This is a genomic window from Bartonella sp. A05, assembly GCF_026930145.1.
Lineage (GTDB): Bacteria > Pseudomonadota > Alphaproteobacteria > Rhizobiales > Rhizobiaceae > Bartonella.
This window is the reverse complement of the sequence record NZ_JANHOJ010000003.1, coordinates 20,844-34,464: the sequence shown is the minus strand read 5'-3', so window position 1 is coordinate 34,464 and position 13,621 is coordinate 20,844. Positions and strand designations below refer to the sequence as shown.

13 protein-coding genes and 3 pseudogenes are annotated in these 13,621 nt (G+C 43.0%); all 16 read left to right on the top strand.

The annotated features are described in order from the left end of the window. Window positions 1-4 precede the first annotated feature (4 nt). The 16 genes and pseudogenes from NPX98_RS03770 to NPX98_RS03695 all read left to right on the top strand — a co-directional run bounded on the left by NPX98_RS03770 (window position 5) and on the right by NPX98_RS03695 (window position 13,528). Entirely contained in the window at window positions 5-334 is a 330-nt protein-coding gene (locus tag NPX98_RS03770) for a GPW/gp25 family protein (protein WP_269022761.1), read from the top strand. Further along, window positions 331-1,158, top strand: a complete 828-nt coding sequence (locus NPX98_RS03765) for a baseplate J/gp47 family protein (RefSeq protein WP_269022759.1) — start codon at window positions 331-333, stop codon at window positions 1,156-1,158. The genes NPX98_RS03770 and NPX98_RS03765 overlap by 4 nt, the downstream gene beginning before the upstream one ends. Continuing rightward, window positions 1,158-2,263 (top strand): annotated as a pseudogene (locus tag NPX98_RS03760) (phage tail protein). The gene NPX98_RS03765 and the pseudogene NPX98_RS03760 overlap by 1 nt, the downstream one beginning before the upstream one ends. A 1-nt stretch (window position 2,264) precedes the next feature. Beyond that, window positions 2,265-5,408 carry a DUF4815 domain-containing protein gene (locus tag NPX98_RS03755; protein WP_269022758.1) on the top strand — a complete coding sequence of 1,048 codons (3,144 nt, stop codon included), beginning with the start codon at window positions 2,265-2,267 and terminating at the stop codon, window positions 5,406-5,408. 13 nt (window positions 5,409-5,421) lie between these two features. After that, window positions 5,422-6,288, top strand: coding sequence for a Bgr_08870 family protein (locus NPX98_RS03750; RefSeq protein ID WP_329957901.1), 867 nt, complete (start codon window positions 5,422-5,424; stop codon window positions 6,286-6,288). 8 nt (window positions 6,289-6,296) lie between these two features. Next, complete coding sequence (locus NPX98_RS03745; RefSeq protein ID WP_269022757.1) at window positions 6,297-6,494, top strand: hypothetical protein; 198 nt, start codon at window positions 6,297-6,299, stop codon at window positions 6,492-6,494. An 80-nt stretch (window positions 6,495-6,574) separates the two neighbouring features. Beyond that, window positions 6,575-7,966 (top strand): annotated as a pseudogene (locus NPX98_RS03740) (phage tail sheath subtilisin-like domain-containing protein). Next, window positions 7,966-8,472: pseudogene (locus tag NPX98_RS03735) on the top strand (phage major tail tube protein). Before NPX98_RS03740 ends, NPX98_RS03735 begins: the two co-directional pseudogenes overlap by 1 nt. Window positions 8,473-8,496: 24 nt before the next feature. Then, a complete protein-coding gene (locus tag NPX98_RS03730) occupies window positions 8,497-8,784 on the top strand; it encodes a phage tail assembly protein (RefSeq protein WP_269022756.1) in 288 nt (95 codons plus the stop codon). A 38-nt stretch (window positions 8,785-8,822) separates the two neighbouring features. Continuing rightward, window positions 8,823-8,894 carry a GpE family phage tail protein gene (locus tag NPX98_RS03725; protein WP_329957908.1) on the top strand — a complete coding sequence of 24 codons (72 nt, stop codon included), beginning with the start codon at window positions 8,823-8,825 and terminating at the stop codon, window positions 8,892-8,894. Continuing rightward, window positions 8,891-10,624 carry a phage tail protein gene (locus tag NPX98_RS03720; RefSeq protein WP_442864458.1) on the top strand — a complete coding sequence of 578 codons (1,734 nt, stop codon included), beginning with the start codon at window positions 8,891-8,893 and terminating at the stop codon, window positions 10,622-10,624. The genes NPX98_RS03725 and NPX98_RS03720 overlap by 4 nt, the downstream gene beginning before the upstream one ends. 70 nt (window positions 10,625-10,694) lie before the next feature. Then, complete coding sequence (locus tag NPX98_RS03715; RefSeq protein ID WP_269022754.1) at window positions 10,695-11,072, top strand: phage tail protein; 378 nt, start codon at window positions 10,695-10,697, stop codon at window positions 11,070-11,072. Then, entirely contained in the window at window positions 11,072-11,296 is a 225-nt protein-coding gene (locus NPX98_RS03710; RefSeq protein ID WP_269022753.1) for a tail protein X, read from the top strand. The genes NPX98_RS03715 and NPX98_RS03710 overlap by 1 nt, the downstream gene beginning before the upstream one ends. After that, complete coding sequence (locus tag NPX98_RS03705; protein WP_269022752.1) at window positions 11,293-12,600, top strand: phage late control D family protein; 1,308 nt, start codon at window positions 11,293-11,295, stop codon at window positions 12,598-12,600. Before NPX98_RS03710 ends, NPX98_RS03705 begins: the two co-directional genes overlap by 4 nt. A gap of 44 nt (window positions 12,601-12,644) precedes the next feature. Then, window positions 12,645-13,307 carry a lysozyme gene (locus tag NPX98_RS03700; protein WP_269022750.1) on the top strand — a complete coding sequence of 221 codons (663 nt, stop codon included), beginning with the start codon at window positions 12,645-12,647 and terminating at the stop codon, window positions 13,305-13,307. Then, window positions 13,304-13,528, top strand: coding sequence for a hypothetical protein (locus NPX98_RS03695; protein WP_269022749.1), 225 nt, complete (start codon window positions 13,304-13,306; stop codon window positions 13,526-13,528). Before NPX98_RS03700 ends, NPX98_RS03695 begins: the two co-directional genes overlap by 4 nt. The last annotated feature ends 93 nt before the right edge of the window (window positions 13,529-13,621 follow it).

Here is a 13,621-nt window from a genome sequence, read left to right as displayed (position 1 = left end):
TGGAATGAACAAAACAACAGGCAAAGCATTGATGGACGTCGATCATTTGCGTCAATCGATCCTTGATATTTTATCCACCCGCATTGGTACCCGTGTCATGCGCCGCGATTATGGGTCAAATGTTCCGAATTTGATTGATGTCCCCATCAATAACACATTTTCTGTTTCCCTTTATGCAGCAGTTGCTGAAGCTTTGGATAAATGGGAACCGCGTTTTAAGCTGGAAAAGATTGATGTTCAGTTGGTTGAGACTGGCAAAATTTCCTTATTCTTGGAAGGTGTTTTTCTGCCCCATGGCAAGCCGATAAAGCTGGAAGGATTGCTTGTCGGATGAAGACAAATTTTACAAAACCAGAAATCATCACAGAAATTTCTTTTGAGGAAATTAGAGCAGCAGCATTTGAGCATTTAAAGCAACTCTTGCCTGATTATGCCCTTTTAGAAAGTGATCCAGCTGCAAAAGTGATAGAGGCTTTTAGCTATCGAGAGTTTCTTTTAAGACAGCGTATTAATGAAGCGGCACAAAACACTATTCTTGATTTTGCCACGGGGGATCATCTTGATAATTTGGGAGATTGGCACGGTGTTCCACGATTGGAGGGCGAGAGTGATGAACGATACCGCGAACGGATACGACTTCATTCGCGCGGTGGTCTTGGCGGTGGTACAGAACCTTATTATAAACATGTGGCCATGTCCGCCGATAGCCGTGTCAAAGATGCTATCATTTATCGCAAGGGTAAAGATCCGACCATCCATGTTGCAATGTTTGGCAATAACGCAGAAGGAACTGCTTCTGAGGATTTATTGCAAAAAGTCTCCGATGCGCTTCATGATAAAAGCGTGATAATGACCAATGATAAAATCCTTGTTCATGCTGCTGTGACAAAATTCGTGGATTTTGAAGCAGATGTTTGGCTTTTACCGGAAACATCTTTGGAAATTTTAACGCGGATGGAGGCTAATTTACGTGCAGCATGGGCAAAGGAACAAGCCCTTGGACGCGAACTGAGCTTATCATGGTGGACTTCAAAACTCATGATTTCCAGCGTGCAGAAAGTTATAGCTGTTACACCAACAGAGGATATTTCTGTGTTAGATGAAGAAGTTTTATCCATTCGTAATATCAAACTCAATTTTAAAGGACGTGCGCGCTAATGGTGGGATATTTAATCCCGACTAACGCTACGGAATTTGAACAGCGTCTAGCAGATGCATGTGACTTTCATAAAGGCATTGATGCTTCTATTTCTGCGATTACACGCGCAAAGCTTATTACAAGACCACCAAGCTTTTTGCCATGGCTGATTGAAGAGTACGGACTTGGGGAGTTAACGCCCTATGTTCCTAATCTCTATGATTTGATTGATTCAGGTCTGCAATGGCAGCGCAAACGGGGATCTCTAGCAGCCATCGATATGGGGCTTGCGTGGTTAAAATTGTCTGGACGCTTTATGAGCGCGTGGACAGGGCGCATATGGTGGAATTCCTTTCAACTTTATTTGGATCAGCTGCCTGAACAAAACAGCCTTGAAGCCATCGAAGTAATCACGAACTTGTCCAAAAGTTTGCGTTCGGATTTTCGCCGTGCTGTCTATGGCTATGACGTTGAAACTTTTACAGGCAATATGTCTTGCCTTGATAACGCACTGCTTGAGCATGAGAGCGGTGTGCGTATGACAGCGGGCAAGAGCTTGTTTTCCTTCGGTCGCATCACGGAAATAAGCCATACACTCAGCAAGGAAGAAGGCACGCTCATTGGCAATTGGATCACCCCTGTTGATAAGGAATTGTGCTGGGAAGAGGTACGTTATGCATGGGAAGCCGCTAATTTCCCTTGGTGTTCTGTCAAAAAGCATGAGCGGGCAATCTTCATGGCGGGATGGTTTAAAAACCGTACCCTTTATCTCGTTTTGAGGGATGCAGAGGATACCATTATTGGTTACCGACGTTGTAATAGTGTACAACCGGTAGACCAGATTTTGAAGGCGCCTATAGCCATTCAGGAAACAGATTTAAGCCTTGTGAAACAGGCTCAATGCTTTTTCTTGCTACAAGAACTGATTTTCAGGACAGTGATGACCAACAGGCTGCTTTTGTTTCTGTTTTGGTTCATGCCACGATCGCACCCGATGTGCCATCTGGCCGGCTATGGCTCAAGCCTGATGAACTTGTCGGAGGCGTTGAGATCCTCAAAACCCCTATCAATATTCCTTTGCGTGCAGATGTTCGTGAACAATTCAAAATTTTATTGAGGTTTTAACATGAAACACGAAAGTGGGCTTCCTTTTGCGATTGATCGTGCCATTGAGAAAGATGAACAACAAAGCGTTGTATTCTATGGAGAGCGTCCCTTTCTGCAAAGTGGTGAACTCAATGAGCTACAAACAATTATTCGAGGGCGTCATAATCGCTTGGGACGGCTTATTGCCAAAGAAGGTGACCGCATTGAACGTGCGGATGCCTTTGTCGATCAGAGCAATAGAACGGTTACTTTGACAGATGGTAAGATTTATATTGCTGGGGATATTTTCCCAATTTCTGAAGCTGTTCTAGAAAATATTACGCTGGTTGGTCGTGTGGAAATTGGTGTGAAACTGCAAAAGCAATGGCTGACGCATGAAGATGATCCGGCGTTATTAGGTCAAGTTCCTGGAACATTAGCTGAAGGTGAGCCGGGTGCAGCACGCGAGATTGCAAAAATTGTATGGGCTCTGAAAGATGATCAACAAGAAGGAGCATTTTTTCCTGTCTATGTACTGCAAGATGGTGTTTTGATTGACCAAAAAGCACCCTCGCTCCTTGAGCCAGCAATGCAAGCAATTGCGACTTATGACCGTGCGCATGGGCATTATATTGTCAGTGGCTGCCATGTGACAGCGCTGGGGCAAAATAACGGTTGCCAAGTGTTTAGTATCCAAGAAGGAGAAGCCAATATTAATGGTTTTAAACGCAAGCGCTTGGCTGCTTTGCGACATGAAGAGCAGGAAGATTTCTCAGAAGGATTGGTTCCCAGTGAAACGCATATTTTTTCGACAAAGCAGGGTGAAACAAGCTTTACATTGAAAACATACTATTCCCCCATTGCGACCATTCATTCTCTTTTATTGACAAAGGAAAAAACTGTTACTGTCACACGCGGTGCGACGATTTCAGGACGCGATGGTTTGCCCGATAAAAGCATCACATCATTCATTAAAATTACGCAAAGCGATAAAGAATTTAAAGAAGGCACCGACTTTAAAAAAACAGGCGATACCATTGATTGGGCACCAGCAGGTAATGAACCTGCCCCAGGTAGCACCTATAGCGTGACCTATCGCTATCGTACACCCGTGACAGCTGATAAAGTGACAGCGCAGAAAATCACCGTCTCCGGTGGGGCACAAGATGGCGATATTATTGTCAGCTATACTTACAAATTACCGCGAATTGATCGCATAGGTCTGAATGTGCAAGGCGATGTGGTTTATATTAAAGGCGTTTCGGTTGATCAGCCTATAGCGCCGAGTGTTCCTGATGATGTACTGTCGCTTGCAACCATTACCAATAATTGGCTTGATATTCCACTTGTGATTAATGATGGAACACGAGTTGCTCCCTATAATGAAATGTGGCGCTATTTTAAACGTGTTCTTTCTCTTGATCGATTGATGCAGCTTGAGCGGATTAAAAGCAATGTAGATTCAAAAGAACCGGTTTCTAAAAAAGGGATGTTTGCTGATCCTTTTCTTGGTGATAGCTACCGAGATGAGGGACAGACACAAAGTGGAGCTGTTGGTAATGGCATTTTGCAACTGGCTATTGAACCAACTTTTTATCATGCTGATTTAAAGAATCCTGTGACGCTTGATTGGGATAATGAAGTTATTATTGCACAAGAATTGATGACGGCTTGTGAAGCTATCAATCCTTATCAAAATTTTGCGCCTTTGCCCGGCACAGTGACACTCACCCCAGCTACGGATTTTTGGCATGAACAGCGCACAGATTGGCTCTCAGGTGTAACCAATGAATTATTTCTGGGAAGGCGTCGTGGTAGCAGTGCTCGGAGCACGGAAGTTAGTGATGAATTGATTAGTACAGGTCAAGAACAAATTGATTTTTTAAGACAAATTTCGCTCAGTTTTAAAATTGAAGGTTTTGCTCAAGGGGAAATCTTAAAAAGTCTCACCTTTGATGGTGTGGATGTTTTACTCAAGACAGCTTGTACTGCAGATGCCCATGGCATCATTGAAGGCATATTAACAATTCCTGAGAAGATTACAGCAGGCACAAAAAATATTGTTGCTGTAGGGAAGGGCGGAACAACTGCAACGGGTCTTTTTACAGGGCAAGGTGTGATTGATGTAAAAGTCATGCGGCGTACAACAACAGTGCGTGTATGGACAAAATCAGATCCCCAAGCACAAGTCTTTACGCCTGATGAAACTCGGCAAATAACAGGGGTTGATTTTCATATTTGTAAAATTGGCAATCCTGACAATAACCTGATGATTGATTTAGTGACAACAGAGAATGGTTACCCCACAGCAGAGATCCAAGCGCAAACATTTTACGCGATGAAAGAGGCAAAGCCCGGTTGGGCACAGGCACGCTATGATGTACCTTTGACAGTACCGGATGACCGCTTAACGGCCTTTGTCATTAAAACTGATGATGGTGAGCATTCGATTTCTTTAGCAAAGCTTGGACATTTTGATGAAGAAAACCAAAGATATGTTGCGAGCCATCCTTATGTGACAGGTCCGCGGTTTTCTTCTGTGAATGCGCAAACATGGACAGCCCACCAAGATGAAGCATTAGCCTTTCGTGTTTTGGCCGCGCGTTATAAACAAACGGAAAAAACCGTTCATTTGGGTGAATTTGATCTTGTTGACTGTTCGGATTTGCAAATACGGGCAGCGATAGAATTGCCTTCAAGCGATTGCTCTGTCATCTTTGAAATTGAGCGCAATAATGGCACAGTTTATCAGCTGTTGCCTTTTCAATTGCTGAGTTTAACGGAATATATCAGCGAAAAAGTGCAGCTTCGAGCCATTTTAAAGGGTACTGAAAAGCTCTCACCGATACTCTTTGCACCTGTTGAATTGATTGCGGGGAAAATTCATAAACAAGCAACCTATATCACCCGCGCTTTTCCCTTTGGAGAAAAGGCGAGGCTGAGCAGCTATATTAAAACATTTTTGCCGGGCGGTGCGACATTCCAAATGGCGCTTCAATTGGATGACGGTGCCTTTATTCCACTAAAATTAGAAGAAACAGAACCATTGTCAGAACCTCTTTGGACAGAACGCAAATTCACAAGTGGAGATAAAACAGCGCAACAAGCGCGCTTAAAACTAACTCTGACAGGTGGTCCCGCGGCGCGTTCAATGGCCAGTGATTTTGGCGCAGGGATTATGTGATTGGAGGGAAAAAATGAACAAAACAAAAAAGTTAGCAATGGAATTGCTCAAAGAAGGACGCTTTATCAGTTCTGAATTCCCAATATTGCGGGAAAATTTGATAACGATAGATCGAGCAATTTCTAATCTTGATGAACAATTAGACGATAAAGCACATGCGCAGCATACGCATACTATTAACGATGTGTATGGGCTTGAAACAGAGCTGAAAAGCAAGATGTCTGCGGATAAAACTTTTTCTTTTGCTGATTTAATTGATGTGGAAGGCAGCAAGGACGCGGCTGAGAATTATGTCTTATACAAAGCCGATAATCGTCGTTTTAGCTTTGGGAGTGCCAAATCTCTTTTAGGTGCTCATGAACATAAGGTTGAAGATATTTGCGGTCTTGATGCTTATGGTCGTTTGGATAGCAAGAATGAATGGAAAGAAGCCAATAATTTTAAAAATGATGTCATTATTGAAAATGCTGCTTTCACTATAAAAAACAATGATGAAATTGTTACACACTTAAGTGCAATAAAGAGCAATTTAAAAGGACCAGTGACTGTTGATGGTAAGGAAATTTACACAAAAGGTGAAGCTGCTATCGCTTTGCAAGCAATACGAGATGAGATTGCAAAAATCAGAAAAGTGATGGTCCCTCTTGAAATTCTCATAACAAAAAGTGGTTCCATTCCATGGCCTGAAGGTGTGACCGATGACACAGAGATTGAAATATGGGCGTGGGCTGGTGGCGGTGGTGGAACAAAGGGAGGTTGGGACAAATACGAGCACGGCGGTGGTGGCGGTGGCGGCGGATATTTCCCGGGAGAAGATGCTCCATCTCATAGAGGTGGTGATGGTGGCAATGGAGCAATCTTACTGCGATTTTTTCTATAGGAGTTTTTATGAAATATGCAGTGGTAAAAAATGGTGTGGTGACAAATATCATCGTTGCATCGGAAAATTATGTCTATCCCTCAAGTAAGGGGAAAGCCATCCTTTCAAATGAAGCTCAAATCGGTTGGATATATAAGGATGGTGTTTTTACGCCATCTGAAACAATTGAATCTGTTTCATCAGAGACAAAAGATTCTGCTGATTAGGATCAAAATATTGTGTCTTAACTAACAATTACTTTTCCCAATTCAATTGAAATAAGCCAACCATTTTAGGGAGTACAAAAATGGCAACAGGGTTTTTACATGGTGTCGAGGTTATCGAATCAGATGACGGCGCTCGTCCTATTCGCGCAGTTCAATCGGCAGTTATAGGGATTGTAGGCACTGCACCAGATGCGGATGAGCAAGCATTTCCACTCAATACGCCCGTTTTAATAACGGGATCTTTTTCACAAGCTGCTAAACTTGATACAACAGGCAAGCGCCAAGGAACATTGCCCAATGCTCTTGATCTTATTTTCAAGCAAGTGGGTGCAATTGTCGTTGTTGTGCGCGTGAAGGAAGGCAACAATGAGGATGCAACGCTAACCAATATTTGTGGTGGTGTGATGGTAAATGGTACTTATGAAGGCGCTCATGCATTACTTGGTGCACAATCTATTCTTGGACAAACGCCGCGCATTCTTTGCGCTCCTGGTTTTACGCATACATACCCTGTCAGTGTTCACAAGATAACTGTAACGAGTCCAGGAAATGGTTACACACGAGCAGAAGTCAAAGTTGAGGGCGATGCCAAAGCAGAAGCGGTTATTTCCAGTGGAAAAATCACATCGATTGTCATCAAAGAAAAGGGTAGTCATTACCAAACTGCACCCAATATTACAATTGAAGGAGATGGAACAGGTGCCACAGCAAAAGTCGAAATAAGCATAACTTCTAATCCCGTAGCCGCAGCACTCATTGCTATTGCTGAGCGTTTACGTGCCATTGTGGTACTTGATGCACCCAATACTACAGATGAAGCTGCCATTGCTGCGGCAAAGAATTTTGATTCAAAACGCGCCTATATGGTTGATCCCTTTGTCAAAGTAAATCGTGGAATGAAGATTTCAGAAGAGCCAGCCTGTGCTGCGGTTGCGGGTCTTCTTGCTAAAACAGATGATATGCATGGTTTTTGGCATTCACCTTCCAATAAAGTCATTAATGGCATTGTTGGGACAGCGCGTCCCATTGATTTTTCAATGGGGGACCGCTCCAGTCGAGCAAACCTTCTCAATGAGAAAAACATAGCCACAATCATTCGCGAAAATGGTTATCGCCTGTGGGGTAATCGCACGCTGTCAAGTGATACTTGATTTGCATTTTTATCAGTAGTTAGAACCGCGGACATGATTAATGACGCTATTTTGCGCGGGCATTTGTGGGCGGTCGATAAAAATATTACCAAAAATTATGTGAGTGATGTGCGGGAAAGCGTCAATGCTTATTTGAGTGATTTAACAGCGCAAGGCGCCATTCTTGGTGGGCGCTGCTATGCTGATCCAGAATTAAATACACCAAGCGCAATTGAAAGCGGTCAAATCTATTTCAATGTGGAATTTACACCGACAACACCTGCAGAACACATCACTTTTCGATCGCGCATTGTCAATGATTATTTAGAGGAGATTGTGTAATGGCTGTGCCTGTTTTACCAAGGATTTTAAAATATTTTAACATCTATGTTGATGGAATCCCGTATCAATCAAAATGTGAGAGCGTCACTTTGCCAAATTTAAATTTGGTTGTCGAAAGCCATAGGGGCGGTGGTATGGATATGCCCATTGAAATTGATATGGGGCTTGAAGTTTTGACGTTAAGCATGGTTGTATCAGATTGTTCTCCAGAGCTTATAGCGCTTTTAGGAAAAGCAGATGTCAACATCGTTTTGCGTGCCTCTGCTCAGGCGCAAGGTACCCCAGCAGAAGGCATTGAAATCGCCATGAGGGGTGTTTGCAAAGGGCTTGAGATGGGGCAATGGTAATCGGGAAGTAAAGCGACCTCCACGATCAATTACACGCTTCATTATTTTAAATATGTTCAGAAAAATGCTGAAATTGTTGAGATTGATGCCCTCAACATGGTGAGAAGATTCAACGGTGTAGATCAATTGGCCTATCATAGAGCGCATTTAGGAATTTAAAAGAGAATAGTGAGGAAGTAAAAAATGACCATACACGCGACTGTAACGCATCGATTACTTGTGTCTGTTGAATTTGAAGGAAAAGAGCACACAGAAATCACTTTGCGCCGCCCGAAAACAAAGGACATTCAAGCTATTGATAAAAAGGAAGGGATTGACCAAACCATAGAAATGGTTGCGCGTCTTTCGGGATGGCCTCATGAGGCCGTCGGTGAACTTGATATTAATGACTTGTCGAGCATTGGAGATATTCTTGAATCTTTTATGAAACGGCGGGATACCTCAATTGGGAAACCGCCGCTGAACTCATAGCAGATATCGCCATCGTGTTTCATTGGCCTCTTTCAGAGATGATGGAAATGGAACCGCAAGAATTAATGTTTTGGCGAGGCAAAGCAGCAGAAAGGTATAAGGCAAAGTGAGCAAAAAAGTCGCTGATGCACAGGTGAGGGTATCGCTTGAAGATAAAATAACTGCGCCGATAAAACGTCTTCAAGGGCAATTCAAAAGATTATCGCAGAGTTTGAAGGTTTCTCAATTTGTTTCTGCAACACAAAAGATGACGGATAGCCTGAAAGGCGTTCAAAGTGCTTTTGCTACAACAGCGAGCCGCGTTGCAAGTTTTTCAGGGGTTTTGGGTATCGCAGGGGGAGGGCTACTCGCTAGTGTAACAGCCATCACCATGAAGACTATACGTATGGGAGACAGTATTCACCATGCATCACGGCATTTAGGCATGAGTGTTGCTGAGCTTCAATTATGGGGTGATGCAGCGGATAATTCCGGTACTTCAGCGGAGCAATTTCAATATTCTTTGGCGACTTTAAATAGGCGTTCTGCACAAGCCTTTGCAGGACAAAAAAGGGGAATCATGGGTTTTGAGGCTCTTGGTATTTCTGTGAAAGATGCTTCTGGAAAACTCAAATCAAACGCAGCTTTGTTGGAAGAAATTACCGACAAAATGAGCAAGATGGATAATCAAGCACAAAGACAGCACATTGCTGCTTTGCTGTTTGGTGGTGATGGAAAAGAAATGGCTGCGATGCTCTCGCAAGGCATGGAGCCGATAAAGGATCTCTTTGCAAAGGCGCGCAAGAGCGGATGGCTGATCGGTGCAGATGTTGCACAGTATGCTGCAGATTTAAGCGATAAGCTTGGCGCTTTTAAGAAAAAGATGGGAGGTGTGCTTAACTTTATTGGTGCGCGTTTTATGCCTGTCATCAATGATCTGATTGATGCATTTTCATTATTGATTGATGAAAACCGTGAACTGATTCAAACAACTGTAGCCGAATGGGCTAAAAACTTAAAACAAGTTCTTAAAGATTTACAGGATCCTACTTCTCATTTGAGACGAAGCATTTCAGAAATTACAGAAAAAATCAAAGGCTGGTTTCAATGGATGGAGCCCCTTATCGGTGAAATAAGTCTCTTTAAGATAGGTCTTATGGCGCTTGGCGCTTTTATTTTTGGTCCACTCATTGCTTCGTTAACTGCGGTTGGTTTAGCATTTGTCACACTTGGCACAACGATTATGACAACTCCTATAGGCTGGATTTTAGCAGCGATTGCAGCGCTTATTGCAGTGGGATATTTGCTTTACCAAAATTGGGATAAAATCATGGCTCAGTTCGGTGCTTTATGGGATTCTTTTAAGAACACAATCAATGGCGTGATTCAATGGTTGTTTGAGATCAATTTAGTGAAAGCCGGCGCTCATCTCATTAAAAGCTTTTGGGAAGGCCTCAAAAGTAAGTGGTCTGCCATGACAGAATGGCTGCATAGTATGGTGAAACAATTAACGGATTGGATGCCTGATTTTGTCAAAGAGAAGCTTGGCTTCAATGTTAATATCCGCAAAAACTCTACAGAAGTCATTAAACATCTAACTGATGAAACCAGTGCACGTGCTAGGAGACTTATTGATACAACGGTTGTCACAAATGCGCCTTCAGAAAAGCGCACAGGTAGTGTTCAGACAGCCACCGTAGAAACACAACGGATGAAAGCTACCAATATAAAAGTTGAGGCCTTTAACATTCCTGAACCGATTGTGGTCAATAAGCCTTCTGAGATTGATGCCTCCATAACAATTACCAATTTAAATATTTCGGGGGGAGTGGTTCACCACAAGATATCAAAGCCGCTGTGAATAGAGCACTTGAGAGCCATGCCAGACAACAATATGCAGCCATTGCTTCAAGCTTTTCGGATTAAACAGCATGATGTTGGCTTTGGGGGAGTTTGTTTTTTCAATCGAAACGGCTGCCTATCAAACACTCGATATGTCTTATGATGTTCCATGGGTTGAACAAGGACGATTGGGAAGGAAGGCAACTCTTCAATTGCCTGCAATTGCCAATGCGGAATTGTCTTTAAGAGGTGTGATTTATCCAGAGTTTAAAAGTAGTTATGGGCAGCTAGGGCATTTACGACAGATGGCGCATGAAGGAGCGCATACACTGGTCACGGGGCAGGGCAGGATTTTAGGCAAATTTGTCATTCTTGCAGTCGATGAAAAGCAAAGTTTTTTTTATCCAAACGGCACTCCACGAAAACAAGAATTTTTCTTGAAATTAAGGGAATATGGGGAGGATTAATGGGCGATTTTTATGTCACAAAAGATGGTGATATGGTTGATGAAATTTGCTGGAGACACTATCCAAAAGGCCAACAGGCACTGGCTGTCGAGCGTGTTTATACTGCCAATTATGGACTTGCAGAACATGGGGCAATTTTAAAAGCTGGTATCACAATTCTTTTGCCTTCCTTGCCATATCCTCAAGCAACACCGGTCATCAGACTTTGGGGCAGCAAACCGTGAAGCCCTTTTGCAGGGTGTTAGCCAATGGTGAAGACATTACAAGAACACTCATGGATTATGTGGTATCCCTTGAAATCACCGACGAAGCAGAAGACAAAAGCGATCGTATTACCATAGAGCTTGATGACCGTGTGCGTGCAAGGGATAATGGTTTTCTGGATATTCCTCTCATTGGTACTATGCTCACTGTCATACTTGGCTATGAAAGTGGAAAAGTACGCATTATGGGCACATATCTGGTTGATGAGATTGCTGTGAGCAATTCACCGCAAATATTAAGTGTTACAGGGCGTGCAGCTTTTATGAATACGGCATATCGAACGCCGATAAGCCAATCCTACCATCAGACAACATTGGGCAGTATTTTTAAAGAAATAGCAACGCGCAATGGTTATAGTTTAAAAACTGATCCTACTCTTGCAAAAATCGTTGTTCGTCACATTGACCAAGTTTCTGAAAGCGATATGGCTTTTGCAGCGCGTCTTGCTGGGGAATATGACGCCGTAGCAAAGCCTATGGAAGGTAGACTTGTTCTTGCCAAATGTGGTGAGGGAAAAGCCATAACCGGAGAAGCACTTCCCATAGTCATTGTTCATGAAGAGCTGTGTACCTCTTGGCATTTTAGGTACAGTGCACGGGATGAAGTCGGAGTAGCAAATGGCTTAGAAATGGATGCAGGTGATGATCAAAAAGCCGCCACCGATGCACGTGCACTGGAAATAATTGATGAGGGAGAGGGGCTCATTCATATGGATAAGAATGACATATCAGCACCTTCTGATCTAGAAAGAATAGAAACAGCACCTGATCCCAGAAAAGAAGAAGAGACAAAAGGCGGTGTGATTGCAACCTATCATGATTTACGTAGTGGTGAAAAAAGAGAGGTCACAGTCGGGAATCCACCTTTTCATGTTTTGAAATATACTTATCACAATCAGTCAGAAGCCGTTGCAGCAATTTCTGCTTATCGCAATAAGTCTTTGCGCGGTAAGGCTTCTTTTATCTGTGATATGGATGGTGATCCATTTATTCAGGCAGAAGCTAAGCTTGTTCAGATGCCGCCTTTCCGGCCTTATATTCCAGACGAATGGCGCATCAAAAGCGTAAAACATAGCTTTTCGCCAAAGGGTGGTTACACAACAAGAATAGAGTGCGAACTTTTTGATGAGGTGCAAGAAGATGCGGCACAAAACATCACGCAGACAACACCAGACAAAGACGATAGGATCGATCCAAACGCACCACCCAGTGCATCCTATGATGACGGCGAGGGCGTCATCCACATGGCAGAAGAAGATACCTAACATGAAACGTGCAGAAATTACTTGAAGCTTTTATGGAGAAACCTATGCGGAAAATATCAAAAGAAGGACTTGCGCTTATTAAACAATGGGAAGGTTTGCGCTTGCACGCTTATCAAGATGCCATTGGTGTTTGGACAATTGGCTATGGCCATACGGAACAAGCTGGTGAACCCATTGTGCAGGACGGTATGAAGATCACGGCCAGTCAAGCGGAAGTTATTTTACGACGCGATTTAGAACAATTTGAAGAAACCGTTGAAAAGGCGGTTCTTCAACCTTTAAATGATGAGCAATTCTCTGCTCTTGTGTCTTTTTGCTATAATGTGGGAAGCAAGGCTTTTTGTAACTCTACACTCTTAAAGAAGCTGAATAAAGGGGATTATGAATTTGTTCCAGCGGAATTACAGAAATGGATCAAAGCCGGTGGGAAACGTCTTAAAGGTCTTGTCAATCGCCGAGCAGCAGAAGCCGGACTATGGGTTAAAGGCGCTTATGTCTGCTGTAATTATCAAACGGTCGAAACAAAAGAATCAGCTGGTATTTTAAAAGCAGAACTTCTTGCACCCATCATTGCTTCTTGTTCAGGGCTTGGAGGTGTTCTTGCCGGCAATGGTCCAGTTCAATGGGCATTAGCAGCTATTATGGTTTTAGCTGCATGTACGGGCATTATATTTGTGACTAAACGCTTGAGGGAAGAGCATTTATGATCCAGTGGAAACAATATCTCATCGTTGTGTTTGCGGCATTGGCCGCTTTTTTTATGACTTTAACCAAGATCTTCTACCTTGGAAAAAAGACTGAGCAACAAAAGCAAACAGACAATGCTTTAAAGGCAGCAATAACACGTCTGGAGGTAGATAATGACATTAACAAGAAAAGTGATGCTGATGTGCGCACTGAGCTTTCTTCCTGGCTGCGCAACAAATGATTATGTTTCTTGCGTTGGTTGGTCAGCGATTTATTTGGATCAGCAAGATCTCAAGACGATCAGCTCAGATTTAGCGCGCGATATCTTAAAACA

Coding starts and splice junctions, on each gene's coding strand:
- NPX98_RS03715 (WP_269022754.1), top strand. CDS start 10,695: ATGATGTTGGCTTTGGGGGAGTTTGTTTTTTCAATCGAAACGGCTGCC.
- NPX98_RS03770 (WP_269022761.1), top strand. CDS start 5: ATGAACAAAACAACAGGCAAAGCATTGATGGACGTCGATCATTTGCGT.
- NPX98_RS03730 (WP_269022756.1), top strand. CDS start 8,497: ATGACCATACACGCGACTGTAACGCATCGATTACTTGTGTCTGTTGAA.
- NPX98_RS03710 (WP_269022753.1), top strand. CDS start 11,072: ATGGGCGATTTTTATGTCACAAAAGATGGTGATATGGTTGATGAAATT.
- NPX98_RS03700 (WP_269022750.1), top strand. CDS start 12,645: ATGCGGAAAATATCAAAAGAAGGACTTGCGCTTATTAAACAATGGGAA.
- NPX98_RS03695 (WP_269022749.1), top strand. CDS start 13,304: ATGATCCAGTGGAAACAATATCTCATCGTTGTGTTTGCGGCATTGGCC.
- NPX98_RS03750 (WP_329957901.1), top strand. CDS start 5,422: ATGAACAAAACAAAAAAGTTAGCAATGGAATTGCTCAAAGAAGGACGC.
- NPX98_RS03765 (WP_269022759.1), top strand. CDS start 331: ATGAAGACAAATTTTACAAAACCAGAAATCATCACAGAAATTTCTTTT.
- NPX98_RS03755 (WP_269022758.1), top strand. CDS start 2,265: ATGAAACACGAAAGTGGGCTTCCTTTTGCGATTGATCGTGCCATTGAG.
- NPX98_RS03745 (WP_269022757.1), top strand. CDS start 6,297: ATGAAATATGCAGTGGTAAAAAATGGTGTGGTGACAAATATCATCGTT.